The organism is Kribbella sp. NPDC050124 (assembly GCF_044460355.1).
Classification (GTDB): domain Bacteria; phylum Actinomycetota; class Actinomycetes; order Propionibacteriales; family Kribbellaceae; genus Kribbella.
This window is the reverse complement of sequence record NZ_JBITJU010000001.1, coordinates 863914-889141: the sequence shown is the minus strand read 5'-3', so window position 1 is coordinate 889141 and position 25228 is coordinate 863914. Positions and strand designations below refer to the sequence as shown.

Genomic DNA, 25228 nt, shown 5'->3' with positions numbered 1-25228 from the left:
AACGGGTTCCCGGGATTCAGACACCTCCAGCAGGCACACCCGAGCGGTCGGTCGTCGGGAGCTTGGCGTCGAGGGCCTTCAGGGCCAACGCGAGTACGACGCCGATCACGAGGACGAGGAGGGAGTTGCGTACGGCGGACCCAAGGCCGATCTCGGCGGCGTCGAGGAAGGGATACGGGTACCAGTCGGTGAACGCGCCTTGGACGAAGATGTAGATCAGCCACGCACACGGCCAGATGAACGCGAACCCGACAGTCCGCCACGTGATGCGGGGCCGAGGCCCGAAGATCAGCCAGGCGGCAAGGGTCGTCCACGGCGAGATGTAGTGGAAGCCGATCGTCGCCACCAATGCCGCGCCGGTCAGGTGCACCTGCGGCGCGAGCACGATGGCGAACACCAGACCGGTGATGACGATGCCGAGAAGCGAGTCGAGACGTACGACGCGCCACCCCGAGCCGTCCCGGTCAGGTCGCCGTACCAACGCCAGGGCGGCGGCCAGGACGATCAGGTTGCTCTCGATCGTAAAGAAGCTGAAGAGCCGCCACAGCCGAGTCCCGACCCCGATCGACTCACCGGTCTCCCCGGAGTTCGCGTCGGCGCCGCCGGTGGAGATCAGCACCAACTGAATGGCCAGCGAGACGAGAATGACCGCCGCGATGACCCCATGCCACCACCGCGAGACCGTCACTCCCCTGCTCCACTCTGCCACCCTCCCCATTCTTCCCACCACTCTCCGCAACCACCCGCCCCGCCGCGCCGACGTGGTGCTCCACGTACGACGGATGGCGAGGCTCATTGTGGTCGGGTAGCGTCAGTTGGCGGTCGGGCGATTCTCAGCCGGGCTGGCGGTAGGGGGTGGCAACATGGGCTGGCGGCGACCCATGAGGTCGGACGGGGTCGAGGTCATCGGCTGGCGCGAGTTCGCTTCGCTGCTCGACGACAGCCTCAAGAAGCAAGCGGCGTACGTCTCGGGCCTGGTCGGCTACGGCCTCCTCACCTTGCTGGACCGTTCAGAACCAGGCGCGGTGCCACAGCTCCCGGATCCACCCACGACACCCTGGGCGCAGGCGGCCCGTAGGGTCGCGGACGAGACGATGGACGAGCGGTGGATCGCCCACTCGGAACGCACCTGGCAGTTTGCGACCGCGCTCGCATCTCGGGACAGTCGACGGGCCGCCGCCCAGGGCGCGCCACTGGAGGAGCCCAACTCTGAGCAGTTGTACGTCGCCTCTCTCCTGCACGACACCGGGTTGTTCGATGCGAACCGTACGAAGTGCTTCGCGGTCACGGGCTCGGCGAATGCTCGGTCCACCGCGGTAGAAGCCGGCGTCGACGAGGACGCCGCCGAGCTCGTGGCCGAGGCGATCTCCAGCCACGTCTCGCTCAACCCCGGGAACCCGCTCGGCGAGTACCTCCAGGCCGGATCGTTGCTGGATGCGATCGGGGACCGGGTGTGGCACCTCGACCGCGCCGTGGTGGACAAGGTGTGCGACGACTGGCCACGAGCAGGGTTTCCGGGCGAACTGCGGAGCCGGTGGGCTCAGGAATGCTCCATGTTCCCGAACGGCCGAGCCGCGTTCGCCCGGTGCCCTGGCGGTTTCAGTCTTGCGACCCACCTTGCACCGCTGTGCCGGCGAGCTCGGTCGGCTTGAGCGCCGCCGCCGACCACGACGTGGACAAGCGCTTGCTGCTGGGGTTCCTTCGGTACGGTTTTGGGGGATACGGAGGAGTGCAGATGCCGCTTGGGTTTCGTTCGGCGAGCGTGGAGGACGCTGGGCAGGTTGCTTGGCTGCATGCTGATAGTTGGCGGCGGCACTATCGAGGTGCGTATGCCGACTCGTTTCTCGATGGGGATGTCGAGAGTGAGCGGCTGGCGGTGTGGGCGGAGCGGCTGGTTGCGCCGGGCAGGACCGCCACGATTCTTGCTGAGGATGAGGGGCAGCTTGTTGGGTTCGTGCACGTGATGTTTGATCACGACCCACGGTGGGGCAGTCTTGTCGACAATCTGCATGTCTACAACAGCAATCGCCGTACCGGGATCGGCACTCAGTTGATCGCCCGCGCCGCGGAGACGGTCACGGAGCAGGCGAACGGCGACGCGATGTACCTGTGGGTGTTGCAGCAGAACACCAGCGCGCAGGACTTCTACGTCGCCCGCGGAGGCGTTCAGGTCGAGACGGCAACGGTCCCTCCACCCGGCGGAGACCCCACACGGCTCAACGGCAGCCCGAAGTGCCTTCGCATGAGCTGGCCGAACGCAGCGCAACTCCGCTGAGAGCAGACACGCAACGCGTGTTTCGCCGGACGTACGTCGCTACTGTCGAAGCATGATCGCGCGGTACGACGAAGTCGCCGACTACTACGCCTCCGGCTGGACAGAAGATCTCCGTGATCCGGTCACGACCTCACTCTTTGAGCTACTGGGTGACGTGTCCGGCAAGCGGGTGCTGGATGTTGCCTGCGGCCACGGACGGATCAGCCGCGGCCTCGCCCGCAACGGCGCCACCGTGGTCGGCGTCGACGTCTCGGCCGCGATGCTCGGCAAGGCACGTGAGCTCGAGGAGCAAGAGCCGCTAGGTATCCAGTACCTCCAAGCAGACGCGGCCGATCCGCAACGCTTACAGGGCGAGGGGTACGACGCCGCCGTCTGCAGCATGGGGATTGCCGACATCGACGATCTGGACGGCGCCCTGGCCAACGTCCGTCGGCTGCTGCGTCCTGACGGGACATTCGCCTTCGCGATCCTGCATCCCTGTTTCCCAGGCATAGAAGGCGTTTCCGGTGCCTGGCCGTCCGACGGCACCTACTACGACGAGCGCTACTGGCGAGCCGACGGCACCCTGTCGACGCTCCGCCAACAGGTCGGCGCCAACCACCGCACGCTCTCGACGTACCTCAACACTCTCCACGCGCACGGCTTCACCCTCACCCGCACTGCCGAACCCGCACCAGCCATCGACCCCGCCTCACCCAAACAAGACATGAACCGCTTCCCGGTCTTCCTCGTGGCGGCCTTTCGGTAGGCGTCAGGAAGATCGGCGGGTCAGGCGGATGATGGGGAGTTCGCGGTCGGTCTTCTCCTGGTACTGCGCGAATCGGGGAGCGGCCGCCGTGATCCGTCGCCAGGCGTCATCGCGTTCCGTCCCGTGGAGCTGCTCCGCGATGACCGGGACCTTGGCTCCCGCCATCTCGATGGTGACGTCCGCGGGGTGAGCGGCCAGGTTGTAGTACCAGGCAGGATTCTTCGGTCCGCCGGCCGCGGACGCGACGATCAGCCAACTGTCGTCGTCACCGGTGGGGAACCAGCCGACCGGGTTGGCCCGCCGAGCCCCGCTCTTCGCGCCGACGGTCGTGAGCACCAAGGCGTTGAACCCCAGGAACTTGCCGCCCTTGGTGCGGATCCGGTGCGCGGCGCGGTCGTTCATCCATTTCATCAGGCGGCTCGCCTTCGGCTGGCGCGCGCCTCGGGTGCCGTTGCGGGTGGTGAAACTCATCGGGGACTCCTGTTCGCGGTGATTGCCCCTGCGTGGTGGATGGTTTTGCGTGGGGCGAAAGAGCCTCGGTGATCGCTGCCGACGCTGAGCTTGCCGTCGAGGTTGATGCTCCACGAGACCCTCGGGGTGACCTTCATGACCTGCACCGGCCCACGCAGCCCCGGCCGCTCGACAAGCTCGGCGTCGCCGTAGATGCGCAGGTACCGAGGCGACCACGGCCGGGTCGACGCGAGGTCGTCGATGATGATCGCGACCTTGGTGTTGCCGTCCCGGATGTTCCGGGCCCGGCGTGTGTTCCCAGGATCGATGCCCCCGATCCAGATGTGCGTCCCGTCGTACTCGAACCCGACCGGTACGGCGTCAGGCTGTCCGTCGGCGGACACCGTGGCGACCCGCGCCAGCGGCTGGGAACGCATGTAGGCGATCTCTTCGTCGGTGAACGACATGTCCCGCCTCCTTCAGTTCAACGTGGGGTAGTCGGTGTAACCGCGGTGGTCGCCGCCGAACGACGTCGCCCGGTCCGGGCTGTTGAACGGACCACCGGCAGCCAGGCGGACCGGCAGATCCGGGTTCGCCAAGAACAGAGCGCCGTACGAGATCAGATCGGCAGTGCCGTCCTCGATCAGCGCGAGCTCGCCCAGCCCGGTCGGCTCGGGGCGCGTCGCCGGGTTGAGGATGAACGCCCCCGGCCACTGCGCGCGCAGGCTCTCGGTGAGGTCGCGGTAGCCCGCGGTCTCCATTAGGTGCACGTAGACCAGACCCAGGTCAGCCAGACCGTCGAGCAGCGCCTTGTACGTCGTGTGCGGGTCGTCCTCGACGATGTCGTGCAGAGGATTGCCGGGCGACACCCGGATCCCCACCCGCTCGGCCCCGACCTCCGCGACGACCGCAGCGGCCACCTCGAGGGCGAACCGGGTCCGGCCCTCGACCGTTCCGCCCCAGCCATCGGTACGGCGGTTCGCGTTGGTCGAAAGGAACTGGTGGATCAGATACCCGTTCGCGCCATGCAACTCGACCCCGTCAAAACCGGCCGCGATTGCATTGCGCGCCGCAGCCGCGAAGTCGGCCACAGTCTGAGCGATCTCGTCCGCGGTCAGCTCCCGCGGGACCGGGAACGGCTTCATCCCCGCATGCGTGTAGATCTGCCCCTCAGCAGCGACCGCCGACGGCCCGACCGGGCTCAGATCCCCAGGCAGCAGCTCGGGATCCCCGGTCCGCCCGGTGTGCATGAGCTGCGCGAAGATCACGCCGCCTTCCGCATGTACGGCGTCCGTCACGCGACGCCACGCCTCGACCTGCTCGGCCGAGTGCAGACCGGGCGTGTCCGGGTAGCCCTGGCCGATCACGGACGGCTGGGTGCCCTCGGTGATGATCAGGCCGGCGCCGGCACGTTGGGCGTAGTACGTCGCCATCAGATCGGTCGGCGTCTGGCCCGGGCCGTACGCGCGGCTGCGGGTCATCGGGGCCATCACGATCCGGTTCGCCAGCTCCAGACCGCCGATCCGGACCGGATCGAAGGCCGACACCGTCGGGTTCATAGGGTCACTCCATTGTTGAGTCAGTCAATCATTAGGACCACGATACATCAATGCGTGACTGGCTCAACTATTGAGTGGGATGAGTACCATGACGGCATGGGGAATCGGGAGACCCGGGTGGAAGAGGCACGCCGGCTGTCACAGATGTTCATCGATATCTCGGCGAAGTCGAAGTCGGACTTCGCCGACGTCGTCGGATCGCTCGGACTGCCGGTGCACCTCGCGCGCGCCGTACTGATGCTGACCAAGCCGGCGCCGATGCGGGACCTGGCCGAGCGGTTGGCGTGCGACCGGTCGTACATCACCAACCTCGCCGACCAGCTCGAGGAGCGCGGCCTGGTGTGCCGCGTGCCCGGCAGCGACCGCCGGGTCAAGCTGCTCCAGCTGACGCCGGCGGGTGTGGAGCTTCGGGACGAGATCTCCGCGACCGTGGCCGAGCGCGCCCTGGTCCTGCGCCGCCTCACCGCGGCTGAGCGCAAGACCCTGTCCCCGCTGCTGGAGAAGCTCCTCCGCGTGGAGGACTAAATCGCGCGCTTCCCAGCCGGGCCGCGTGTCAGGATGCCGGACATGGACGTGACGGTACGCCGGGCAGCCGCGACGGACTGGAAGGCGCTGGCGGCGATCGATGCGATTGCCGCGGCCGGAGACGCCGCGCGAGCCGAGGCGATCCGGCGCTGCTGCGAACAGGGCCTCGTCCTGACTGCCGAGGACGCGTCACAACGACTGGTCGGCTACGTCACCGTCGAGTACACGTTCTTCGATCAAGGCTTCGTCACCATGCTGATGGTTGACGCCAACGCCCGCCGGCAAGGCATCGGCCGACGCCTCCTCCACGCCGCGAAGACCACCTGCACCACCCCGAAGCTGTTCACCTCGACCAACGTCTCCAACCTCCCGATGCAGCAACTCCTGCAACGCACCGGCTGGTCCGCCACCGGCCTCCTGCACGGCCTCGACGAATCCGACCCCGAACTCTTCTACCTCTGCGACTTTTAGCGGGTGATTCGGTAGAGGACGTGGGGGCGGAGGGGACCTTGGGGGGCGGTGGGGTCTTCGAAGGTGTCGGTGGGGTTGTGGGTCATGCCTAGGCGGCGCATGACGGCCTGGGAGCGGTGGTTGGTGGCGGTGGTGATTGCGAGGATCTCGGGGAGGTGCAGGGTGTCGAAGCCGTAGTCGAGGACGGCGCGGGCGGCCTCGGTGGCGTAGCCGTGGCCCCAGGCTGAGCGGGCGAGTCGCCAGCCGATCTCGACGCCGGTGAACGGGACCTCAGGGTCGACGTCGTCCAGGCCCGCGAAGCCGATGAACTCACCGTTCGCCTCGACTGCCCACCAGCCGTACCCACGGGCGTCGAACTCCTCCTGGAAGAGCGCGACCGAGGCGTCGCTCTGCTCCCGCGTCATCACCGGACCCAGATGCTCCCGAACCTCCGGGTCGGCGTTCATCGCCGCCCACGGTTCCAGGTCGGACTCCCGCCATCGCCGCAGCAACAGCCTCTCGGTACGCAGTTCAGCCACGCCCCCACCCAACGCCAAGCGCCCCCCGCTCAGCAAACTGATTTCACAGCGAGGTGTGCTGACTCAGCCGCGCCTCGACCAGAGCACTGATCTCCGGCATCAGGTCCATGGTGGAACAAAGTAGCTCCGCAGTACCCGCCAACAGGGCGTGGTGAGTACTGCGCAGCCGCCTAGTTGGCTTCCTTCGTAGCCCAGTAGTGCCATTGGGGGGACGCGACTGGGGATCGGGTCAGGCCGTCCGGCCAGGTGGCCGGCAGGTCATGACTCCGAGCCGCGAACAGGATCACCTCCGATGCGGTGCGGTCGCCGCGGACGGCAACGCGGGCGGCGGTCTCGGCACGCATGTCGGCCAGGTAGTGGATGGCCGGCAGGAACTCGGCGCTCAGCCGGGGGCTCAGCCGCCCGACGGCTTCGTCGTCGAGCCTGATCTCGACCACGATCCGGTGCCGGTCCTGGATCCCGTCCTCCTCCTCGATCGCGTGCATCGTGCCGTACGCCCAGCACTCGCCCTCGGCCCGGAAGAACGGCGCCAGGACGTCGGGATGGACCTCGCTGCCCGGTACGACGATGCCGCTGCCGGGCGGCAGCAGGTGAAAGCTGCCCGGTGGGGGCAGGTTCACCGGAACCAGCATGTGCGGTTGCCCGAGGGCCACCGCGACACTCGCGTGGAACTCCGTGCCCTGGTCGCCCTTGCCCTCCCAGTCGGCCGGTTCCCACTCACTCACCCACAAGTGGCACGGCACCTGCGGTCGCAGGCCTTGCGCCACCAGTTCGGACAGCACCGGGTGGTACCGGTGCGCGTCGTCCCTCGGCAGGTAGCCGACAACCTTCCCCTGCACCCGTACGGCGATGGATCGGGGATCGAAACGGTTGCGCGGTTCCGGGACCAGGTCCGCGACGGTGTCCAGGTCTGCTCCTCGCGCTGGGATGGGGTCGGGGAACAGGCTTCGGATCGCCTGCTCGTGCGGGGCCTCGCGCACGACTTCCTGACCACACCACAGGGCGTCTCCCCACAGACTGAACGGAATCAGTTCCATTCGTGCCCTCCAGTCCACTGTGACCGGCTTTACTCGGCTTATCCCGTCCAGGACCCTGGCCGTTACACCGAGTGAGCGTATGAAAACTAGACTGCCCAGTGAAGGGCCGTTTCACGCCTGAGGCAAGGGTCTGTTGCGCAAAGGTAGCGAGTCGTCCGTACTGTGGACGCGAATTGTCTTGTGCATCGAGCGAATCGGCGAAGATCGTGCAAATGCACGGGAAGGAAGCTCATGCAGGGCAGTAGTTCAGTCGCTCGATCGATCAGTGGCACAGACCAGAAAGCAGTTGACGCGGCAGCCGTCGATGAAGCGGTCAAGCGGCTCGACGGTGTCGCTGTCCGTACACCGTTGCAACGCAACCTCCGGCTGTCCGAACGCACCGGCGCCCAGGTCTGGCTGAAGCGCGAAGACCTGCAGATCGGCCGGTCCTACAAGCTCCGCGGCGCCTACAACCTGATCGCCCAGCTCGGCGACGAGCAGAAGGCGGCCGGCGTCGTGTGCGCCAGCGCGGGCAACCACGGCCAGGGCCTGGCGTACTCGTGCCACATTCTCGGTGTCCAGGGCAAGGTTTACGTGCCGCGTACGACGCCCCGCCAGAAGCGCGACCGGATCGCCGGCCTCGGCGGCAAGCAGATCCAGGTGATCGTCACCGGCGACACGTACGACGACGCCGCCGCGGCAGCCCTCGCGGACGCCGAGGCCAGCGGCGCGACGATGGTGCCCGCGTTCGACGACCCGAGAACCGTTGCCGGACAAGGAACTGTCGCGGTCGAGCTCGTCGACCAACTCGGCCATGCGCCTGACGTGCTCGTCGTGCCGGTCGGAGGTGGCGGCCTGATCGCGGGTGTCGCGACCTGGCTGGCAGAACGCCATCCCGGCGTACGGATCGTCGGCGTCGAACCGGCCGGAGCGGCGAGCATGGCGGCCGCGCTGGAGGCCGGTGAGCCGGTGACCCTGCCGCACCTGGACAGTTTCGTGGACGGTGCAGCAGTACGGCGGGTCGGCGACGTGACGTTGCCGTTGGTCGCGAAGGCCGGCGTCGAGATGATGTCCGTGCCGGAAGGCCTGGTGTGCAGCGAGATGCTCGAGCTGTACCAGACCGACGGACTGATCGCCGAGCCCGCGGGCGCGCTGTCGACGGGAGCCCTGGGCAACGGTCTCGACGTACGCCCCGGCGAGACCGTGGTCTGCCTGCTGTCCGGCGGGAACAACGACGTCAGCCGGTACGGCGAGATCCTCGAGCGCTCGCTGGTGTACGAGGGCCTGAAGCACTACTTCCTGGTCACGTTCCCGCAGGAGCCCGGTGCGCTGCGTGCGTTCCTGGACGAGGTGCTCGGGCCGGACGACGACATCACGCTGTTCGAGTACGTGAAGCGGAACAACCGGGAGACCGGGGTGGCGCTGGTCGGCATCGAGATCAGCCGGCCCGGTGACCTGGACGGCCTGCTGTCCCGGATGGAGGCAGCGCCGCTGGAGATCGAGCAGATCGACCCGAGCTCGCCGGAGTTCCGCTACCTGATCTGATCCGGACGCACTGATCCCGCCGAGAGGAGCCTGGGCGACCTGCTTCCGGTCGGGTGCCGTGATCGGCCCCATTGCGCTCCCGGCGGGATCAGTGCGTCTGGTGCGTCAGTGCCTCAGGTGCTTCGGGTGTTCTTCCTCCGGCTTGGGCTGCCGGCGCGGGTCGTCCGGGTGCTGCCCGTCGGCCCAGTGCTCGTCCGTAGGCTGCCCGTCCCGACCCCAACTGGCTGCATGGGGTGTGTCCTGGCCGGGGTGCAGGCGCTGGGCGCGGGTGTGGTGCTCGTCGGAATCGGTGCGAGCCTCGGCGGCGGCCTCGCGCCGCTCGGTGGCGCCGGCTGCGAGCCGGCGTGCCTCGGCCGCCTTCTCGTCGGCGATCGCCTGCGCCTTGCGTGACCTGGCCTCGACTTCATCGGCCGCGGCCTGCTGCTTGTCCGCGCGTGCCGCCGACGTCCTGGCCTGCTGCTCGTGCTCGTACGCCTCCTGCTGGTCCCGTTGGGCCCGGCGCTTGGACGACGTGGTCCCGGCAATCACGCCCACCACGAGCACCAGCACCGCCAGTGCGACAACGATCCACAGGACGGTCATTCCGTCCATCGTTCCTCCTCGGCTCGACGTTCGGAACTCCCGGTACCCGAACACCCCCGGCCGCTAACGCACCCCGAAGCGATAGGTGCCTGAGGCAACCGATCGCTCACCGGCCCTCGCCCGGGACTCCTCCGAGTGAGTGCCTAGACCAGGCCGCGGCGGGCGGCCCAGACGATCGCCTCGATGGCCGTGCCGAAGCCGAGGCGGTCGCAGATCATCCTGGTACGGCGGCGGACGGTCCGCTCGGACAGGTCGAGCCGGCGGGCCACGCTGTCCACCGGCAGCCCGGTCGCGAGCAGCCGCAGCAGTTGCAGGTCGTCATGGCTGATCTCACGCGGCGGCACCCGCCGCGCAACCGAACGAATTTCCTGGGGGAGGACGGTCATTACGAATCACCTTGTTCCGAACACCTGGGACTCGGCGGCGTCCCAGTCGGCCGGTTTTGCCCGCGGCTCGTAGCGCCGCAGTCGATGGGTGGTGCGGACCAGGGCGCGCATGGCGCTCAGGTCCGGCAGGGGTTCGCCCAAGGCACGGGCCTGGACGAGGACGTTGCCGAGGGCGGATGCCTCGACCGGACCGGCCAGCACGGGCAGTCCGCAGGCGTCGGCGGTCAGCTGGCAGAGCAGTTCGTTCTGCGAGCCGCCACCGATGACATGGAGTACGTCGACCGGCCGGTCAGCGATCACCTGCGCCGATCGCAGCGTCCGGCGGTAGGCCAGCGCGAGACTCTCGAGCACGCAACGGACAACGGCTGCCTTCGACTGCGGCGGCTCCTGCCCGCCGGCCCGGCAGTGCTCGTCGATCCGGGCCGGCATGTTGCCCGGAGCAAGGAACTCGGGCGCGTCCGGGTCGATCAGTACGGCGAAGGGCTGTACGCCGGCGGCGTCACGCAGTAGTCCGGGCAGGTCGTCGTCGCCCCAGATCCGCTGGCACTCCTGCAGGATCCACAGCCCCATCACGTTCTTCAGGAACCGGATCCGCCCGTCGACGCCGCCTTCATTGGTGAAGTTGGCCGCCCGCGCTTCGTCGGAGAGCACCGGCGCATCCAGCTCCAGCCCCACCAACGACCACGTGCCGGACGAGATGTACGCGAACCGCTCGTCAGCCGCCGGTACGGCGACCACGGACGACGCAGTGTCATGCGATCCGACTGCGATCACCGGCGTACCAGCGGCCAGCCCGGTCTCCGGCAACACGGTCCCGATCACCGCTCCCGGATCCCGCAAGTCCGGCAACAGCTTCATCGATACACCGACCCGCGAAGCGAGCACCTCACTCCACCCCCGCGCCCGCACGTCGTACAACTGCGTGGTGGAAGCATTTGTCCGCTCGACCCCGATCTCCCCCGTGAGCCAGTAGGCCAACAGATCGGGAATCATCAGCAGCTTGTCCGCCTGCTCGAGCAATCCCTCGGCGGCCAACTGGTAGATGGTGTTGAACGGCAACTGCTGCAAGCCCGTCACCTCGTACAACTCCGCGACCGAAACCTTCTCCAGGACCCTCTCCAGGACGCCGTCGGTGCGGGTGTCGCGGTAGTGGGTGGGGTTGGCGAGGAGGTGGCCGGTGGAGTCGAGTAGGCCGTAATCGACGGCCCAGGAGTCGATGCCGATGGCGTCGACCGGGCCGGCTTGGTGGAGGCCTTCGAGCATGGAGCGGTACAGGTGGAGGATGTCCCAGTGCAGGGTGTTGTGGACCTGCACCGGGCCGTTCCAGAACCGGTGGATCTCCGACAGTTCGAGCACGCCGTCACCGACGGAGCCGAGCATGACGCGTCCGCTGGACGCGCCCAGATCCACCGCCGCGACGCGCTTCATGGGGAGACGACGGTCAGGTCGAGGTGGAGCAGGTCGGCGACCGCCGCCAGGTCCTTGGCCCGGTGACCGGTGCCGAGCGCCCAGTGGTGCGCCACGCCGGACCCGGACCATGCGTCGGTCCACTCACCCGGGTCGCACCCGAAGTCGACCCGCGACGTGGTGTTCCCGATCTGCAGCAACGGCCCAGGTACGACGGTGCCCTCGGATGCAATCAAGTTGAACGAGCCGTCCCGGCGCTGCCCGAGCCCGCACGCCGTCACCGGCCCGTGCTTCACGTCGAACTCGACGGACACACCCCAGCCACGCTTGCCGTGATACACCCCGAGCCCACGCAGCAACGGCTTGTCCGAGCTGATCGCCAGGTGCGCCGGCCCGTCGTGACCCATCTCGACCACGTTGTCGTGGAAGTTCAGCGCCTGCAGCTCGGTGAACGAACCGCCCGCACCGAGCCGGTCCATCACCAGCATCGCCAGCGACGTCCGCAGCTCGTACTCACCGGCCGCCGGAATCCCCCGCGCCGTCAGCAGCGAGGCGCCGAGGATCATCCCGGCCGCGACCCGCTCGTGCATCTCCCCGTCGAGCCCGCGATGGTAGTAGGCCAGCGAATCAAGGGAAAAGTCCTCGACCAAGCGATCGAGCGCGACCGACACGGTCGCACCCCACCGGAAGTCCTCCTCGACCACCGAGTCGTCGAGCGTGAAGATCTCCCGGGCCAGGTCCATCCGGGCCGCGGTCTCCGCCTCGGTCACCTTCTCGACCCGGACCCGGAGGTCGTCGATCTCCAGGATCTCGACGTGCCCGCCGAGCTGCGACGACACCAGCGTCGGGTCGGTGATCACGTCCATCATGCCCGGGTACAGATGCCCGAGCAGACCGTGCCGGCCGTGCCGGAACGCCGCGCGCACGCCGGCTGCCCGGATCCAGCGGTCGATCCGCGCCCATGCCCGCTCGTCCTCGAGGTAGCCGGAGACCGACCGGAAGTCGATCCCGCAGCGCTCGAAGGCGTTCGCCATCTCCGGCAGCGGACAGGCACCGCAGTACGCGAGCCATGCACCGGTGTCGAAGGTCGCGTGGTTCATCGACTCGGTCGGCTGCAGGTTGAGCAGCAGCACTGGTGCACCGCTGCGCTGCGCGATCGGCACCAGCATCGACGCGGTCATGTACGTCGTCAGGAAGCCGACGATCAGATCGCAGTCCGCCACCCGCAGTTTCTCGGCCGCCACAGCGCCTTCCTGGGCGTCGGAGATGAAGCCGACGTCGACGACCTCGCAGTCCAGTTCAGCGAACCGCGACGACACCCGCCGAGCCGACGCCTGCAACTGCGGCAGCAGGTCGGGGAACTGCGGCCAGTAGGCACCCAGACCACCCGCGACCAGGCCGATCCTGGTCTTGCGCGACGTGATCCGCTCCAGCCCCGGGCGAACATCCAACTCGGTCATTCCACCCCTCCTAACGCAGGAACGCGGCGGCTACGCCGGCATCGACGGGAACGTGCAGACCGGTCGTGTGGGTGAGCTCGCCACCGGTCAGCGCGAAGACGGCTGCCGCCACGTGCTCCGGTAGTACCTCCCGCTTCAGCAGCGTGCGCTGCGCGTAGTACGCACCCAGCTCCGACTCCGGTACGCCGTACACCGCGGCTCGCTGCGCGCCCCAGCCCTTGGCGAAGATCCCGGACCCGCGGACGACGCCATCGGGGTTCACGCCGTTGACGCGGATCCCGTGTTCGCCGAGCTCGGCGGCGAGCAGCCGGACCTGGTGCGCCTGGTCGGCCTTGGCCGCGCCGTACGCGACGTTGTTCGGGCCGGCGAAGACGGAGTTCTTGCTGGAGATGTAGACGATGTCGCCGCCGATGCCCTGGTCGATCATCACCTTGGCGGCCGCCCGGGACACCAGGAACGAGCCCTTCGCCATCACGTTGTGCTGCAGGTCCCAGTCCTTGTCCGTTGTCTCCAGCAACGACTTGGAGATGGACAATCCGGCATTGTTGACAATCAGATCGACACCGCCGAACGCCAGCACGGCCTCCCGCAGCGCCGCATCGACGGCCTCGCCGGAGGACACGTCCGCGCCCACGGCAACCGCCACGTCGGACGACCCGATCTCCTTGGCCACCGCCTCGGCAGCAGCCAGATCCAGGTCGGCCACCACGACACAGGCGCCCTCGGCGGCCAGCCGCTGCGCGATCGCCTTCCCGATCCCCGACCCACCACCGGTGACGAAGGCCACCCGGGTCGCGAGCGGCTTCGGCTTGGGCATCCGCTGCAGCTTGGCCTCCTCCAGCGCCCAGTACTCGATCCGGAACTTCTCGCGCTCGTCGATCGGCGCGTACGTCGACACCGCCTCGGCGCCTCGCATCACGTTGATCGCGTTCACGTAGAACTCGCCGGCCACCCGCGCGGTCTGCTTGTCCTTGCCGAAGCTGAACATGCCGACCCCGGGGACGAGCACGATCGCCGGGTCCGCGCCCCGCATCGGCGGGCTGTCCGGCTCTGCGTGCCGGTCGTAGTACGCCGCGTAGTCCTCGCGGTACTGCAGATGCAGCTCGCGCAACCGGATGATCGCGTCCTCGAGTGGCGCAGTCGGCGGAAGGTCGAGGACCAGCGGACGGACCTTCGTCCGCAGGAAGTGGTCAGGACACGAGGTGCCGAGGGCAGCCAGTTGGCCCAGCTTCTCCCGGGCGGTGAACTCGAGCACGACGTCGGAGTCGTTGTAGTGGCCGACCTGCGGTTTGTCGGTCGACGCGAGACCGCGGATGACCGGAGCCAAGGCGGCGGCGCGTTCGCGACGTGCGGCTGCGTCGAGCGGTTCGAAGCCAGGCACGACCGCACCGAAGGGCTCCGGCTTTCCACGCTCGGCCAGGAAGCGTTCCGCCGTACGGATGATGTCGAGGGAGTTCGCCTCGCACTCCTCGGACGTGTTGCCCCACGCGGTGATGCCGTGACCGCCGAGGATGCAGCCGATCGCCTGCGGGTTCTCCCGCTTCACGGCCGCGATGTCGAGACCGAGCTGGAACCCGGGTCGCCGCCACGGCACCCAGACCACCCGGTCGCCGAAGCACTCGGCGGTCAGCTTCTCGCCGTCGGCGGCGGTCGCCAGCGCGATCCCGGAGTCCGGGTGCAGATGATCGACGTGTGGAGCGTCGACCAGCCCGTGCATCGCGGTGTCGATCGAAGGCGCCGCACCACCCTTGCCGTGCAGGCAGTAGTCGAACGCGGCGACCATCTCGTCCTCCCGGTCGACGCCCGGGTACACGTCGACCAGCGAGTTCAGGCGGTCCAGCCGCAGTACGGCGAGACCGCCGGCGGTCAGCGTGCCGAGGTCACCGCCGGACCCCTTCACCCAGACCAGGTCGACCGGCTGCTGGGTCACCGGGTCGGTCGTCGTGCCCTTCGCCGACGTGTTTCCGCCGGCGTAGTTGGTGTTGCGCGGATCGGCACCCAGTCGGTTGCTTCTCGCAACGAGCTCGGCTGCAGTGTCGCTCATGGTGTTCTCAGGCTCCCCATCCGGCCTGCTGGCCGTCGGCTCGGTCCTTCACGATCTGCTCGTAGTAGCCGCTGCGCTGGTAGGCGGCGACCGGGTTCGGGTCCAGGCCCTGCGACTCGCGCTGCTCGGCGAGCAGCGGGCGGACGTCGGTGTTGTAGGCGTCCATCAGCGCGGCGTTGGCTTCCAGCACGTCGCCGTCCTGCTGCGCCTTCCGGAGCGCGTCCCGGTCGACGAGCAGCGCCTTCGCGGTGGCCTCCTGGACGTTCATCACCGAGCGGATGATGGCCGGGATCTTCACCTCGATGTTGTGGCACTGATCGAGCATGAAGGCGATCCCGCGGTCCGGGTCGAGGGCGTCGCCGCGGACGATCTCGTTCATGATCCGGAACAGCTGGAACGGGTCCGCCGCCCCGACCATCAGGTCGTCGTCGGCGTAGAACCGGCTGTTGAAGTCGAACGCGCCGAGCTTCTTCGCGCGCAGCAGGAAGGCGACGATGAACTCGATGTTGGTCGACGGCGCGTGGTGCCCGGTGTCGATGCAGACAGTTGCCTTCGGCCCCAGTTCCAGGCAGTGCGCGTACGACGTACCCCAGTCCGGCACGTCCGTGGTGTAGAAGGCCGGCTCGAACAGCTTGTACTCCAGCAGCATCCGCTGGTCGTCGCCGAGCCGGTCGTACACCTCCTTCAGCGCCGCGGCCAGCCGGTCCTGCCGGTCCTGGATGTCGTCCTGGCCGGGGTAGTTGGTGCCGTCGGAGAACCACAGCTTGAGGTCCCGGGACCCGGTCGCGTCCATGATGTCGACACACTCGAGCAGGTGGTCGGTCGCCTTCCGCCGTACCGCGGGGTCGGGGTTGGTGACGCTGCCGAGCTTGTAGTCGTCGTCCTGGAACACGTTCGAGTTGATCGCGCCGAGCCGGACCCCCTGCTCCTTCGCGTACGCCGCCAGCGCCGCGTAGTCGTCCACCTTGTCCCAGGGGATGTGCAGCGCCACGCTCGGGGCCACACCGGTGTACTTGTGCACCACGGCGGCGTCGGCGATCTTCTCCTCCGGCGAGCGCGGCACACCGGGCTGGCTGAACACCTTGAACCGGGTGCCCGAGTTGCCGAACGCCCACGAGGGCAGTTCGATCTCCTGTCGGCTCAGGGCGGTCTTCACAGCATCGGTCGTCATGGTTCTCAGTCCCCTTCAGAATTCAACGCAGACAGGTGGAAGATCTCGGGGAGCAGCAGGAACGACTCGTCCGGCGGCCGTCCGTCGATCCCCGTGAAGAACTCGGTCATCTCGGCCTGCCAGCGGGCGTTCACCTCGGTCGCCGCCATCGCCTTCTGCGCCGCCGCCAGGTCCTCGGCCTCGACGTACCCGATCAGCAGGCCGTCGTCGCGGAGGAACAGCGAGTAGTTGTGCCACCCGGTCTCGCGCAACGCGGCCTGCATCTCCGGCCAGACAGTGCGGTGGCGTTCGACGTACTCCTCCAGACGGTCCGGTCTGACCTGGAGGCAGAAGCAGTAGCGATTCACGGGCCGCTCTCAGAAGTTGAACTGGTCGATGTTTGGTCGCGGTCGACGGTTTTGAAACGACCCAGAGGCTGCCGGCCTGGCGACCGCGCCGAACAACATCGGCACCCCGCGGACCCGCAACAGCGGCGTGGCGCCGGCCATGGTCACCTCCAACTCGGGGCGGCTGAGTTGCTGAAAGGTTTCAAGAAGATTGCACGAAAGTACGGGCGAAGGGCTTTTGGCGTCAAGGGCTCGTCCGGCCCGGACGGCCGATCCCGGACGCGGGACTGCGGACAACGGGCGGAAAACAGGTACGCTCTCGGCTGCTAAGACGTTTCAAACCCGTCCCCGTGGGACCTTGACGCCGGGAGGCCGCGCATGGCAGCAGACAACGCGCCGGACCCCGCCTCGCGCACCGCGGACCGCCGCTCCACCACCTCGTCCGGCTCCGCCGGCCGGGCCCGCTCAGGCTCGTCGTCCGGTTCCGCCGGTTCATCCCGCTCGGCGGGTTCATCCTCCACTGCACCTTCGGCCGAGCCCGGCCGAGCCGGCCGGAGGGCCGGCGGTCGGCGGCAGAATGCGAAGCAGCACGCGGCTGGGGTGAAGGCCGTGGCGGCCGCCGCGGGCGTGTCCCTGGGGACCGTGTCGAACGTTTTGAACCGGCCCGAGGTCGTCAGTCCGGTGACTCGGGCCAAGGTCGAGGCGGCGATGGCGTCGCTGGGCTTCGTGCGGAACGAGTCGGCCCGCCAACTCCGGGCCGGTAGCAGCCGGATCCTCGCGTACCTGATGCTCGACGCCGGCAACCCGTTCTTCACCGACGTCGCGAAGGGTGTCGAGGACGCGGCGCGGGCGGCGGGCCTCTCGGTGTTCCTGTGCAACAGCAACGAGGACGCCGACCGCGAGGCCGACTACCTCGACCTGCTCGAGCAGCAGCGGGTGCAGGGCGTGCTGATCACCCCGATCGACCAGAACTCGTCCCGCCTGCGCAAACTCCCCGCCCGCGGTACGCCGGTCGTCGTGGTGGACCGCGCGATCGACGACAACGAGCACTGCTCGGTCGCGGTGAACGACATCCTCGGCGGCGAGCTCGCGATCGCGCACCTGCTCGAACTCGGCCACGACCGGATCGCGTACGTCGGCGGACCGAACACGATCGGCCAGGTCATCGACCGTCGCGACGGCGCCCGCCGCGCACTCCGGAAGGCCGGCAAACCCCCGGAAAACTTGATCGAACTCACCACCGGCGCCCTCACCGTCGCCGAAGGTAGGGGCGCAGGGCAACGACTTGCCGGCCTGCCCGCGTCCCGCCGGCCGACCGCAGCTTTCTGCGCGAACGACCTGCTGGCGTTGGGCTTGCTGCAACAGTGCGTGAGCCTCGGGCTGCGGGTTCCTGAGGATCTCGCCATCGTGGGTTATGACGACATCGAGTTCGCTGCGGCGGCCGCCGTACCGCTGACCTCTGTCCGTCAGCCGCGGCAGCTGCTCGGCCGCACGGCCGCCGAGCTACTCCTCGACGAGTCGTCCAACCCGGACCACGAGCACCAGCGCGTCACGTTCACACCCGAGCTCGTGGTCCGCACGTCAACGCGAGGAACTCTCTAGCCCGTAGGCGGCGAGGAAGACCTCGGTGGCCTGGTCGGCGAGTTGGTCGAACTCGTCGACGGGCGGCCGGGCCTCGGTGCCGGCGAACATCGCGCGGTTCATCGGCTTGTACATGACCAGGCCGGCGAACTGGTAGGCCGCGAGCGTCGGATCGGGCAACTCGCGAAGCATGCCGCGGTCGGTCAGGCTGGTCAGGGCCACGCCCAGCGCCTCCAGCGACCGCTCGAATCCGCTGGTGAACCAGGCCCCGCAGACCTCCGGGAAACGATCCGCCTCCGCGATCACGAGCCGGCGTAGCTGGAGCACGCTGCTGTTGGTGAGGCTGTCCAGGAAGTAGTGCGCCAGGTTGCCGAGCGCTTCTCGTGCGTCGGTGGCTCCGTCGAGCTTCTCGGCGTACGCCTTGGTCAGGCCGTCGAGGAGCTGGTCGCTGGTGCCGCCGACGATCTCGGCGAACAGGCGCTCCTTGTTCTCGAACTGCTTGTAGACGGTCTGCTTCGAGACCCCGGCCTTGGCGGCGACCAGGTCCATGCTGGCGCCCAGGTACCCGTGCTGCAGGAAGACCTCGGTCGCGGCGGCCAGGATCGCGCGGCGCTTGCGCGGCGTCCGGCCCTCGCCCTCGATCTCGACGGCCTGGTCCGGCTGCCAGACGGCAGCCCGTTGGCGTTGGTCCACGGAGTCCTCCTCGAAGATTTCCCAAAATCATACTAGACAGTCCAGTTCTCGCATGAGTACTGTACGGTCTAGTTCCGAGAGACCACACAGGGAGGGCTCAGATGAGTACCGTGAAATCCGCCGACGGCACCACGATCGCTTTCGACGCCATCGGGGAGGGCCGGCCGCTGATCATGATCGACGGCGCCACCGCGCATCGGGCGGTGAACCCGTCGAACGCCGAGGTGGCCAAGCTGCTCAGCGACGAGTTCCGGGTCTACGTCTACGACCGGCGCGGTCGCGGCGAGAGCACCGACACCAAGCCGTACGCGATCCAGCGGGAGATCGAGGACCTGGCCGCGCTGATCGAGGATGCCGGACAGCCGGCGATCCTGTTCGGGTGGTCGTCCGGTGGCCTGCTGGCGCTGGACGCGGCCGCTGCCGGCTTGCCGGTCGCAGCGCTCGCGCTGTTCGAGCCGCCCGTGGTCGTCGACGACGCCCGCCCGCCGCTGCCCACCGACTACGTCGAGCGACTCGAAGCCAGCGTCGAGGCAGGTCGCCCGGGTGACGCGGTCGAGCTGTTCATGACCGCGGCGGCGCTGATGCCGCCGGAGTTCGTCGACGCGATGCGCGGCACCCCGATCTGGACCGGCGTCGAGCAGATCGCAGGCACCATCGCGTACGACGGTCGCATCATGGGCACCACGATGTCCGGCAATCCGCTGCCGACGGATCGCTGGTCCGCGGTGAACGTGCCGGTCCTGGTGATGCATGGCGACAACACCCCGCCGTACCTGAAGGTCGGCCCCGAGGCGGTGGCCGAGTTGCTGCCGACCGCCCGGTTGCTGCCGGTGCCCGGCGAGAACCACAACGTCGAGCCGCCGGTCCTCGCCCCGGTCCTGCGGCAGTTCGCGAAGGAGCTGTGAGATGGGGACGATCGTGGTCACCACGTTCAGCTCGCTGGACGGCGTCGTCCAGGCGCCCGGCGGGGAGGACTTCAAGTACCAGAACTGGAGCTTCGAGTTCGACCGCGGGCCGGACGGGGAGAAGTTCAAGGAGGACGAGGCGTTCGGCGCCGACGCGTTGCTGATCGGCCGCAAGACCTACGAGGGCTTCGCCGCCGCCTGGCCGAACTACGAGGGCGAGCTGGCCGACAAGTACAACACCATGCCCAAGTACGTCGTCTCCCGCACCCTGACGGACCCGAAGTGGAACAACACCCGGGTGCTGTCCGGCGACGTCCGCGACGAGGTGGCCAAGCTCAAGACCGAGGTCGAAGGCGAGATCCAGGTCCCCGGCAGCATCCAGCTCGCCCAGACCCTGATCGCCGCCGACCTGGTCGACGAGCTCCACCTGATGACCTTCCCCGTCATCCTCGGCACCGGCCGCAAACTCTTCGGCGAAACCCCCGGCAAAACCACCTGGCGCCTGACCCAGTCCCGCACCGTCGGCGAAGGAATCCTGATCACCACCTTCCAACGCGTCTGAGCGCGGGCCGGGACCTCGACAGGCCCCGGCCGCGGAGGGACGCTGTGAGGGTGGACACGGACGGGTTCTGGGGATTGGTCGAGGGTGCGCGCGGTGGGGTGGATGACACCGTGGCGGATCCGGATGGGGTAGCGGACGCGCTGACCAAGCTGCTGGGTGGGCTGGAGGCCGAGGAGATCGCCGGGTTCGGAGTGGAGCTCGCGCGGTTGCAGGTCGAGTCGTACCGGTGGGACCTGTGGGCGGCGGCGTACCTGATCAACTCGGGGGCCTCGGAGGACGGGTTCGACTCGTTCCGGGGCTGGTTGGTCGCGCAGGGACGGGAGGTCTGGGAGGCGGCGCTGGCCGACCCGGACTCCCTGGCCGACGTGGTCGACGAGGACCGGCCGGAAGGCTTCGAGGGATTCGACGGCGAGGGAGTGCTGCACGTCGGCAGTCACGCGTACAAGAACCTGACCGGCGACGAGGCGGCGTACTGGAAGGCGGTCGACGCGGAGGCGCCGGACACACCGGACCTGCCGGCCGGGCAGGAGATCGACTTCGACGACGAGGACGACCTGCACGGCCACCTGCCGCGGCTGGCGGGGCTCTACCTGGACAACTGAGCGACAGTCACCCTGGCTCGCCGCCGAGACGTTCGATCGCGGCGCGGAGGCGGCGGCGCCAGCTGGGCAGGCCTGCCTCCTCGTCGGCCGCGGCCAGGCTGACCAGGTGCTGGGCCATCTCGAAGCCTTCGGTGGTCCGGGGCTCCAGGTCGGTCACCGCGGCCTGCGGCTCGTCGTGGTCGAGCTCGATCTGCCGACTGGTCCAGCCGAACCCGTCCGGCACCAGCAGCTCCGGCACCAGCGACTCATGGCTGAGTGACGACAGCTCCTTGTCGCCGTTGCCGATGCTGAAGATCGTCGTACCGCGCCGCCGTACGTCGCTGATGCGCTCGAGCAGCGTGTCCGCCGGGTCCTCCTCGGCCACGACCAGTAGTGACTCGCCACGGCCTGCGTCCCGCAACCTGTCCAGACCGATCGCGAGGTGCGGCGGTGCGCCGGGCGGCGGTGACCAGCGGACGAGCGACGGCCGGACGTCCTCCACACCGGCTCGGTGCAGCTCGTCGTCCAGGTGAGCGGTCAGGTGCCAGGGCTCTTCCTCTGGCGGACCGAACAGCAGCAGACCCCCGGTCCGGGTGGTGAACCGCCGCAGTGCGTGGGCGAAGTCCGTCGTACGGCTGCCGAGCTCGGTGCCGGTCAGCATCTCGCGGAGGAGCGAGGCCCTGGTGAGATCCACCCCTCCAACTTGACACACCCGTGGGTGCATCGCGACCAGGGCGTGTCTCCTGACTCCGCGCCGTCGCGAGCAGGTGCTCGGTGCGGTGCATCGGCGTGCTGGGACGGAGGTCTCGATGCGGAGCATCGTGGCCTTCGGGCCAGTGCGGCGAGGTGCCGTGCCGAGTGCCGCGCAGTAGGCGGGGAGTCAGGAGAGACGCCCTCAGGCCAGCCGATCCGCTTTCGACTGCAGGTAGTTGCGCTCGGGGACACTCGTCGTACGGCGGGCTGCCAGCAGGTAGCTCTCCCGCGCACCGGCCAGGTCACCCGACATCTCCAGCAGGTGCGCCCGGACGGCCTCCAACCGGTGGTGGTCGGTCAGCCGGTCGTCGGACTCCAACGGCTCGAGTACGGCGAGACCCTCCTTCGGACCGGTCGCCATGGCCACCGCAACGGCGTGGTTGAGCTTCACCATCGGGTTGTCGACCATGTGCTCGAGCACCTCGTACAGCGCGACGATCTGCCGCCAGTCCGTGTCGTCAGCCTGCTCGGCGGTGTCGTGCACAGCAGCGATCGCCGCCTGCACCTGGTACGGCCCGAGCTGGGTACGCGCCAAAGCATCGGTCACCAGCGCATCGCCCTCGACAATGGCGGCCTTGTTCCACTTCGACCGGTCCTGCTCGGCCAGCGGGACCAGAGCACCGTCGGGCCCGGTGCGAGCCAGCCGCCGCGCGTCCGTCAGCAGCATCAACGCCAGCAACCCGGCCACCTCGCCGTCGTCGGGCAGCAGCCGTCGTACGCCGCGCACGAGCCGGATCGCCTCAGTGGTGAGCTCTGCACTGTGCAGCGACGTACCGGACGAGGCGGTGTAGCCCTCGTTGAAGATCAGGTAGAGGACATGCAGTACGGCGCCCATCCGCTCGTCCCGCTCGGCCTCCGGAGGCAGCTCGAACGTGCTGCCCGCCTGCTTGATACTACGCTTGGCCCGGCTGATCCGCTGCGCCATCGTTGCCTCCGGCACCAGGAACGCGGCCGCGATCTGCGCGGTGGTGAGACCGCCGACCGCACGCAGCGTCAGCGCGATCTGCGACGCCGGCGACAGGGCTGGATGGCAGCACAGGAACAGCAATGTCAGCGTGTCGTCCCGGCCGCCCGGATCGTCGATGTCGGGGCCTGCGGCAACGAACTCCTCGGGTGCGGCGAGCTGGGCCGCGTTCTCCTCGCGCCGGCGCCGGGCCGACTCGCTGCGCAGCAGATCGGTCAGCCGGCGCGACCCGACCCGGATCAGCCAGCCACGGGGGTTGTCCGGGACGCCCTCGTCCGGCCACTGCTGAGCGGCCGCGAGCAGCGCCTCCTGGACGGCCTCCTCGGCCAGGTCGAAGTGCCCGTAATGCCGGACGAGCGCACTGAGCACCTGCGGCGCCTGCTCCCGCAGCAGCAGCTCGAAGTCCGCCGTGTCGCTCACGCCTTCACCTCGCTTCGCTCGGTTCCGGCGCGAGCGAGAACGCTGCTCTACCCATTGTTCGCTCGCTGCGCTCGCTCACATCTCCAGCCCGGACGTGTCCATCACCGGCCGCACCTCCACGGCGACGTACTTCGCGTCCGGCATCCGGGCGGCGTAGCCGATCGCCTGATCGATGTCGTCGCACTCGACCAGGTAGAACCCGGCCAGGTGCTCCTTGGCCTCAGCGTACGGTCCGTCCGTGGTCGTGGTGGTGTCGTCGCGCACCAAGACGGTCCGGCTGGTGATGGGGTCGGCCAGCCCGGCGGCACTGACCAGCAGACCCTGCTCACTGAGCTCACGGGTGAGGTCGTCGTGCGCACGGGACAGGCCTTCGCGTTGCTCGGCGGACAGGCTCGCCCAGCTCTCGGGGTTGCTGTAGATCAGCAGCACGTACTTCACAGACACCATCCTGTCGCTCACGGAGGCCGCTGTGACCCCCTCTCACCCGGTACGTCGTACCCACCGGGCGACTTTCGACAGAAATGTCGATGTGGTCCGGACAGCCCCGACGTCTCCGCCGAGTGCACGCCCAGCCGGGGCGTCCCGCCGTACTGGAGATGTCAGATGGTTACGGAGTCGAAGCGCTGGTGGGCGCTGGCGTTGCTGTGCCTGACCGGGTTCATGATCATCCTGGACGCGTCGATCGTGCTGGTCGCGGTCCCGTCGATCGAGCGTGAGCTGACCTTCTCGGCCGGTGGGGTGCAGTGGGTGCCGAGCGGGTACGCGCTGATGTTCGGCGGCCTGCTCCTGCTGGGCGGGCGCATCTCCGACCTGCTCGGCCGACGGCGAGTGTTCATCACCGGACTGGTGCTGTTCGCCGCGTCGTCGCTGCTGTGCGGGTTCGCCTGGAGTGGTGACGCACTGGTGCTCGCACGTGGGCTGCAAGGCGCGTCGGCCGCCGTACTGCTGCCGAGTGCGTTGGCGATCGTGATGACGACCTTCCCGGACGGACCGGACCGCAACAAGGCGCTGGGGATCTGGGGAGCGACCAGTGGAGTCGGCGGTACGGCGGGATCGCTCATCGGCGGCCCGGTCACCGACGGACTGGGCTGGCAGTGGATCTTCTTCATCAACGTGCCGGTGTGCCTGCTGGTCGTCGTACTGGCGCCCGCACTGCTGCAGGAGAGCCGCGGACCGGGCCGGCGTGGGTTCGACGTCGCCGGCGCGGTCACGGTGACGGCTGCACTCATCGTGCTCGTGTACGCCGTCGTCGAGGCACCGCACTCGTCGATCGGCCGGACGCTCGCGCTGGTGCTCTTGTCCGGCCTGCTGTTCGGGCTGTTCGTGCTGGTGGAGCAGCGGTCGGCCGCGCCACTCGTACCGCTCCGGATCTTCCGGTCGCGGGCTCTGGTCGGCGGCAACCTCATCACGATCAGCTGGGGCCTGGCGGCGTTCGGGCTGAACTACGTCTACACGCAGTACGCGCAGTTCGCGCTTGGTGTGTCCGCGGTGCGCTACGGACTGATGTCCGCAGTACTCGCCGCAGCCGCTGTGGTGGCGTCGATCATCGGCCAGCACCTGGTCACCAGACTGGGACCGCGCCGGGTCGCCCTCGCCGCACTGCTGGTGGCTGGAGTCGGTACGACGCTGATGACGCAGCTGACCGTCCACTCCGGGTACTTCGAGCTCGCCTTCTGGGGCCTGACGATCTTCGGCGCCGGACTGGGCGCCGGGACCGTGGCAGGGTCGATCGCCTCGCTCAGTGACGTGGCCGGCGAGGACTCCGGTGTCGCGTCCGGTCTGCAGAGCGCCAGCTTCCAGATCGGCGGCGCAGTAGGCATCGCAGCCCTGTCCGCGGTCGCTGCCGCCAGTACGACGGGCTCCACGCCGTCCGCGCTGACACACGGCTACCGGATTGCGTTCTGGGTGGTGTGGGCGTGCCTTGCCGTCGGTCTCGCGGGCTGCGCCGTCCTGCTGAGCCGCAAGCGCCCGGTGGAGCGCGAGCTGCAGGCAGTCGCCACCCACTGAGGTCAAACAGTTGTTGGAGGTTTACCGCCGCCGGAGTGGGCACCGGATTCGCGTGGGCCGCCACCCTCCGCCCGGCGGCCCCTCGACAAGGAGGCTTCATGCTCATCCTCGGACTGATCCTGTTGGTCCTGGGTCTCGTGCTGAACATCTCGATCCTGTGGACGCTCGGCATCATCGTGCTGCTCGTCGGGGCCGTGCTGTTCCTGCTCGGATCCACCGGCCGTGCCGTCGGGGGACGCAGGCACTGGTACTGACAGACCTGAACCTCAGAACCCCGCG

Annotated in this window: 29 protein-coding genes; 12 read left to right on the top strand and 17 right to left on the bottom strand. The window is 68.5% G+C overall.

The annotated features are described in order from the left end of the window. Positions 1–16 precede the first annotated feature (16 nt). Positions 17–688: a Pr6Pr family membrane protein gene (locus ACIBL3_RS04430; protein WP_396351748.1), complete on the bottom strand. Its 672-nt coding sequence runs from the start codon at positions 686–688 to the stop codon at positions 17–19. Between the two features lie 193 nt (positions 689–881). Between ACIBL3_RS04430 and ACIBL3_RS04425 the strand changes: the two genes are divergently transcribed. From ACIBL3_RS04425 to ACIBL3_RS04415, 3 genes are read left to right on the top strand one after another with little or no spacing between them, the layout of a single operon-like run. After that, positions 882–1652, top strand: a complete 771-nt coding sequence (locus tag ACIBL3_RS04425) for a hypothetical protein (protein WP_396351747.1) — start codon at positions 882–884, stop codon at positions 1650–1652. Beyond that, a complete protein-coding gene (locus ACIBL3_RS04420; protein ID WP_396351746.1) occupies positions 1628–2275 on the top strand; it encodes a GNAT family N-acetyltransferase in 648 nt (215 codons plus the stop codon). The genes ACIBL3_RS04425 and ACIBL3_RS04420 overlap by 25 nt, the downstream gene beginning before the upstream one ends. A 52-nt stretch (positions 2276–2327) precedes the next feature. Continuing rightward, positions 2328–3023, top strand: a complete 696-nt coding sequence (locus tag ACIBL3_RS04415) for a class I SAM-dependent methyltransferase (RefSeq protein WP_396351745.1) — start codon at positions 2328–2330, stop codon at positions 3021–3023. Between the two features lie 3 nt (positions 3024–3026). On the opposite strand, the gene ACIBL3_RS04410 is transcribed toward ACIBL3_RS04415, so the two are convergent. From ACIBL3_RS04410 to ACIBL3_RS04400, 3 genes are read right to left on the bottom strand one after another with little or no spacing between them, the layout of a single operon-like run. Then, positions 3027–3494 (bottom strand): nitroreductase/quinone reductase family protein, encoded by a 468-nt coding sequence (locus tag ACIBL3_RS04410; RefSeq protein WP_396351744.1) that lies wholly within the window; start codon positions 3492–3494, stop codon positions 3027–3029. Then, positions 3491–3940, bottom strand: coding sequence for a PPOX class F420-dependent oxidoreductase (locus ACIBL3_RS04405; protein ID WP_396351743.1), 450 nt, complete (start codon positions 3938–3940; stop codon positions 3491–3493). The genes ACIBL3_RS04410 and ACIBL3_RS04405 overlap by 4 nt, the downstream gene beginning before the upstream one ends. 12 nt (positions 3941–3952) lie before the next feature. Next, on the bottom strand, positions 3953–5032 hold the full coding sequence (locus tag ACIBL3_RS04400) for an alkene reductase (protein WP_396351742.1): 1080 nt from the start codon (positions 5030–5032) through the stop codon (positions 3953–3955). A 96-nt stretch (positions 5033–5128) separates the two neighbouring features. Between ACIBL3_RS04400 and ACIBL3_RS04395 the strand changes: the two genes are divergently transcribed. Together ACIBL3_RS04395 and ACIBL3_RS04390 are read left to right on the top strand one after the other, a co-directional pair. Then, positions 5129–5557, top strand: coding sequence for a MarR family winged helix-turn-helix transcriptional regulator (locus tag ACIBL3_RS04395; protein ID WP_396351741.1), 429 nt, complete (start codon positions 5129–5131; stop codon positions 5555–5557). A 42-nt stretch (positions 5558–5599) separates the two neighbouring features. Beyond that, positions 5600–6028, top strand: coding sequence for a GNAT family N-acetyltransferase (locus tag ACIBL3_RS04390; protein WP_396351740.1), 429 nt, complete (start codon positions 5600–5602; stop codon positions 6026–6028). Here the strand turns inward: ACIBL3_RS04390 and ACIBL3_RS04385 are convergent. Both ACIBL3_RS04385 and ACIBL3_RS04380 read right to left on the bottom strand, forming a co-directional pair. Then, positions 6025–6546 (bottom strand): GNAT family N-acetyltransferase, encoded by a 522-nt coding sequence (locus ACIBL3_RS04385; protein ID WP_396351739.1) that lies wholly within the window; start codon positions 6544–6546, stop codon positions 6025–6027. The genes ACIBL3_RS04390 and ACIBL3_RS04385 overlap by 4 nt on opposite strands. 170 nt (positions 6547–6716) lie before the next feature. Next, on the bottom strand, positions 6717–7583 hold the full coding sequence (locus ACIBL3_RS04380) for a hypothetical protein (RefSeq protein ID WP_396351738.1): 867 nt from the start codon (positions 7581–7583) through the stop codon (positions 6717–6719). A gap of 231 nt (positions 7584–7814) precedes the next feature. On the opposite strand from ACIBL3_RS04380, the gene ilvA reads away from it, so the two are divergent. Beyond that, complete coding sequence (gene ilvA / locus ACIBL3_RS04375; protein ID WP_396351737.1) at positions 7815–9107, top strand: threonine ammonia-lyase IlvA; 1293 nt, start codon at positions 7815–7817, stop codon at positions 9105–9107. Between the two features lie 105 nt (positions 9108–9212). On the opposite strand, the gene ACIBL3_RS04370 is transcribed toward ilvA, so the two are convergent. From ACIBL3_RS04370 to ACIBL3_RS04340, 7 genes are all read right to left on the bottom strand, one after another. Beyond that, positions 9213–9698 (bottom strand): hypothetical protein, encoded by a 486-nt coding sequence (locus tag ACIBL3_RS04370; protein WP_396351736.1) that lies wholly within the window; start codon positions 9696–9698, stop codon positions 9213–9215. 134 nt (positions 9699–9832) lie between these two features. After that, complete coding sequence (locus ACIBL3_RS04365; protein ID WP_396351735.1) at positions 9833–10075, bottom strand: LuxR C-terminal-related transcriptional regulator; 243 nt, start codon at positions 10073–10075, stop codon at positions 9833–9835. Between the two features lie 6 nt (positions 10076–10081). Beyond that, on the bottom strand, positions 10082–11503 hold the full coding sequence (locus ACIBL3_RS04360; RefSeq protein WP_396351734.1) for a rhamnulokinase family protein: 1422 nt from the start codon (positions 11501–11503) through the stop codon (positions 10082–10084). Beyond that, the gene (locus ACIBL3_RS04355; RefSeq protein ID WP_396351733.1) at positions 11500–12942 is read right to left on the bottom strand and encodes an arabinose isomerase; all 1443 of its coding nucleotides are present in this window, start codon (positions 12940–12942) and stop codon (positions 11500–11502) included. The genes ACIBL3_RS04360 and ACIBL3_RS04355 overlap by 4 nt, the downstream gene beginning before the upstream one ends. Before the next feature lie 10 nt (positions 12943–12952). Then, entirely contained in the window at positions 12953–14986 is a 2034-nt protein-coding gene (locus ACIBL3_RS04350; RefSeq protein WP_396351732.1) for a bifunctional aldolase/short-chain dehydrogenase, read from the bottom strand. Between the two features lie 7 nt (positions 14987–14993). Beyond that, a complete protein-coding gene (rhaI, locus tag ACIBL3_RS04345; protein ID WP_396351731.1) occupies positions 14994–16157 on the bottom strand; it encodes an L-rhamnose isomerase in 1164 nt (387 codons plus the stop codon). Positions 16158–16162: 5 nt separating this feature from the next. After that, a complete protein-coding gene (locus ACIBL3_RS04340; protein ID WP_396351730.1) occupies positions 16163–16504 on the bottom strand; it encodes an L-rhamnose mutarotase in 342 nt (113 codons plus the stop codon). A gap of 357 nt (positions 16505–16861) precedes the next feature. Here ACIBL3_RS04340 and ACIBL3_RS04335 point away from each other — a divergent pair, with 357 nt between their 5' ends. After that, the gene (locus ACIBL3_RS04335) at positions 16862–18085 is read left to right on the top strand and encodes a LacI family DNA-binding transcriptional regulator (protein ID WP_396351729.1); all 1224 of its coding nucleotides are present in this window, start codon (positions 16862–16864) and stop codon (positions 18083–18085) included. Here the strand turns inward: ACIBL3_RS04335 and ACIBL3_RS04330 are convergent. Continuing rightward, on the bottom strand, positions 18065–18757 hold the full coding sequence (locus tag ACIBL3_RS04330; RefSeq protein ID WP_396351728.1) for a TetR/AcrR family transcriptional regulator: 693 nt from the start codon (positions 18755–18757) through the stop codon (positions 18065–18067). The two genes, ACIBL3_RS04335 and ACIBL3_RS04330, sit on opposite strands and share 21 nt — an antisense overlap. Positions 18758–18858: 101 nt before the next feature. Here ACIBL3_RS04330 and ACIBL3_RS04325 point away from each other — a divergent pair, with 101 nt between their 5' ends. The 3 genes from ACIBL3_RS04325 to ACIBL3_RS04315 are packed head-to-tail and all read left to right on the top strand — an operon-like array spanning position 18859 to position 20826. Next, on the top strand, positions 18859–19662 hold the full coding sequence (locus ACIBL3_RS04325; RefSeq protein ID WP_396351727.1) for an alpha/beta fold hydrolase: 804 nt from the start codon (positions 18859–18861) through the stop codon (positions 19660–19662). Between the two features lies 1 nt (position 19663). Further along, a complete protein-coding gene (locus tag ACIBL3_RS04320; RefSeq protein WP_396351726.1) occupies positions 19664–20224 on the top strand; it encodes a dihydrofolate reductase family protein in 561 nt (186 codons plus the stop codon). Between the two features lie 50 nt (positions 20225–20274). Next, positions 20275–20826 (top strand): DUF4240 domain-containing protein, encoded by a 552-nt coding sequence (locus tag ACIBL3_RS04315; RefSeq protein ID WP_396351725.1) that lies wholly within the window; start codon positions 20275–20277, stop codon positions 20824–20826. Positions 20827–20833: 7 nt separating this feature from the next. Here ACIBL3_RS04315 and ACIBL3_RS04310 read toward each other — a convergent pair whose 3' ends face one another. The 3 genes from ACIBL3_RS04310 to ACIBL3_RS04300 all read right to left on the bottom strand — a co-directional run bounded on the left by ACIBL3_RS04310 (position 20834) and on the right by ACIBL3_RS04300 (position 23389). Further along, positions 20834–21499, bottom strand: coding sequence for a hypothetical protein (locus ACIBL3_RS04310; RefSeq protein WP_396351724.1), 666 nt, complete (start codon positions 21497–21499; stop codon positions 20834–20836). Between the two features lie 201 nt (positions 21500–21700). Beyond that, complete coding sequence (locus ACIBL3_RS04305; RefSeq protein ID WP_396351723.1) at positions 21701–22942, bottom strand: RNA polymerase sigma factor; 1242 nt, start codon at positions 22940–22942, stop codon at positions 21701–21703. 75 nt (positions 22943–23017) lie between these two features. Beyond that, entirely contained in the window at positions 23018–23389 is a 372-nt protein-coding gene (locus tag ACIBL3_RS04300) for a YciI family protein (RefSeq protein WP_396352302.1), read from the bottom strand. A gap of 156 nt (positions 23390–23545) precedes the next feature. Here ACIBL3_RS04300 and ACIBL3_RS04295 point away from each other — a divergent pair, with 156 nt between their 5' ends. After that, positions 23546–24949 carry an MFS transporter gene (locus ACIBL3_RS04295; protein ID WP_396351722.1) on the top strand — a complete coding sequence of 468 codons (1404 nt, stop codon included), beginning with the start codon at positions 23546–23548 and terminating at the stop codon, positions 24947–24949. A 98-nt stretch (positions 24950–25047) separates the two neighbouring features. Then, positions 25048–25203 carry a DUF6131 family protein gene (locus ACIBL3_RS04290; protein ID WP_360534939.1) on the top strand — a complete coding sequence of 52 codons (156 nt, stop codon included), beginning with the start codon at positions 25048–25050 and terminating at the stop codon, positions 25201–25203. The last annotated feature ends 25 nt before the right edge of the window (positions 25204–25228 follow it).

Excerpts from the sequence above, each read along its gene's own strand:
- ACIBL3_RS04425 (WP_396351747.1), top strand. The coding sequence starts at position 882 with ATGAGGTCGGACGGGGTCGAGGTCATCGGCTGGCGCGAGTTCGCTTCG.
- ACIBL3_RS04415 (WP_396351745.1), top strand. The coding sequence starts at position 2,328 with ATGATCGCGCGGTACGACGAAGTCGCCGACTACTACGCCTCCGGCTGG.
- ACIBL3_RS04410 (WP_396351744.1), bottom strand. The coding sequence starts at position 3,494 with ATGAGTTTCACCACCCGCAACGGCACCCGAGGCGCGCGCCAGCCGAAG.
- ACIBL3_RS04405 (WP_396351743.1), bottom strand. The coding sequence starts at position 3,940 with ATGTCGTTCACCGACGAAGAGATCGCCTACATGCGTTCCCAGCCGCTG.
- ACIBL3_RS04400 (WP_396351742.1), bottom strand. The coding sequence starts at position 5,032 with ATGAACCCGACGGTGTCGGCCTTCGATCCGGTCCGGATCGGCGGTCTG.
- ACIBL3_RS04395 (WP_396351741.1), top strand. The coding sequence starts at position 5,129 with ATGGGGAATCGGGAGACCCGGGTGGAAGAGGCACGCCGGCTGTCACAG.
- ACIBL3_RS04390 (WP_396351740.1), top strand. The coding sequence starts at position 5,600 with ATGGACGTGACGGTACGCCGGGCAGCCGCGACGGACTGGAAGGCGCTG.
- ACIBL3_RS04380 (WP_396351738.1), bottom strand. The coding sequence starts at position 7,583 with ATGGAACTGATTCCGTTCAGTCTGTGGGGAGACGCCCTGTGGTGTGGT.
- ilvA (WP_396351737.1), top strand. The coding sequence starts at position 7,815 with ATGCAGGGCAGTAGTTCAGTCGCTCGATCGATCAGTGGCACAGACCAG.
- ACIBL3_RS04370 (WP_396351736.1), bottom strand. The coding sequence starts at position 9,698 with ATGGACGGAATGACCGTCCTGTGGATCGTTGTCGCACTGGCGGTGCTG.
- ACIBL3_RS04365 (WP_396351735.1), bottom strand. The coding sequence starts at position 10,075 with ATGACCGTCCTCCCCCAGGAAATTCGTTCGGTTGCGCGGCGGGTGCCG.
- ACIBL3_RS04360 (WP_396351734.1), bottom strand. The coding sequence starts at position 11,503 with ATGAAGCGCGTCGCGGCGGTGGATCTGGGCGCGTCCAGCGGACGCGTC.
- ACIBL3_RS04355 (WP_396351733.1), bottom strand. The coding sequence starts at position 12,942 with ATGACCGAGTTGGATGTTCGCCCGGGGCTGGAGCGGATCACGTCGCGC.
- ACIBL3_RS04350 (WP_396351732.1), bottom strand. The coding sequence starts at position 14,986 with ATGAGCGACACTGCAGCCGAGCTCGTTGCGAGAAGCAACCGACTGGGT.
- rhaI (WP_396351731.1), bottom strand. The coding sequence starts at position 16,157 with ATGACGACCGATGCTGTGAAGACCGCCCTGAGCCGACAGGAGATCGAA.
- ACIBL3_RS04335 (WP_396351729.1), top strand. The coding sequence starts at position 16,862 with ATGGCAGCAGACAACGCGCCGGACCCCGCCTCGCGCACCGCGGACCGC.
- ACIBL3_RS04325 (WP_396351727.1), top strand. The coding sequence starts at position 18,859 with ATGAGTACCGTGAAATCCGCCGACGGCACCACGATCGCTTTCGACGCC.
- ACIBL3_RS04320 (WP_396351726.1), top strand. The coding sequence starts at position 19,664 with ATGGGGACGATCGTGGTCACCACGTTCAGCTCGCTGGACGGCGTCGTC.
- ACIBL3_RS04300 (WP_396352302.1), bottom strand. The coding sequence starts at position 23,389 with ATGGTGTCTGTGAAGTACGTGCTGCTGATCTACAGCAACCCCGAGAGC.
- ACIBL3_RS04295 (WP_396351722.1), top strand. The coding sequence starts at position 23,546 with ATGGTTACGGAGTCGAAGCGCTGGTGGGCGCTGGCGTTGCTGTGCCTG.
- ACIBL3_RS04290 (WP_360534939.1), top strand. The coding sequence starts at position 25,048 with ATGCTCATCCTCGGACTGATCCTGTTGGTCCTGGGTCTCGTGCTGAAC.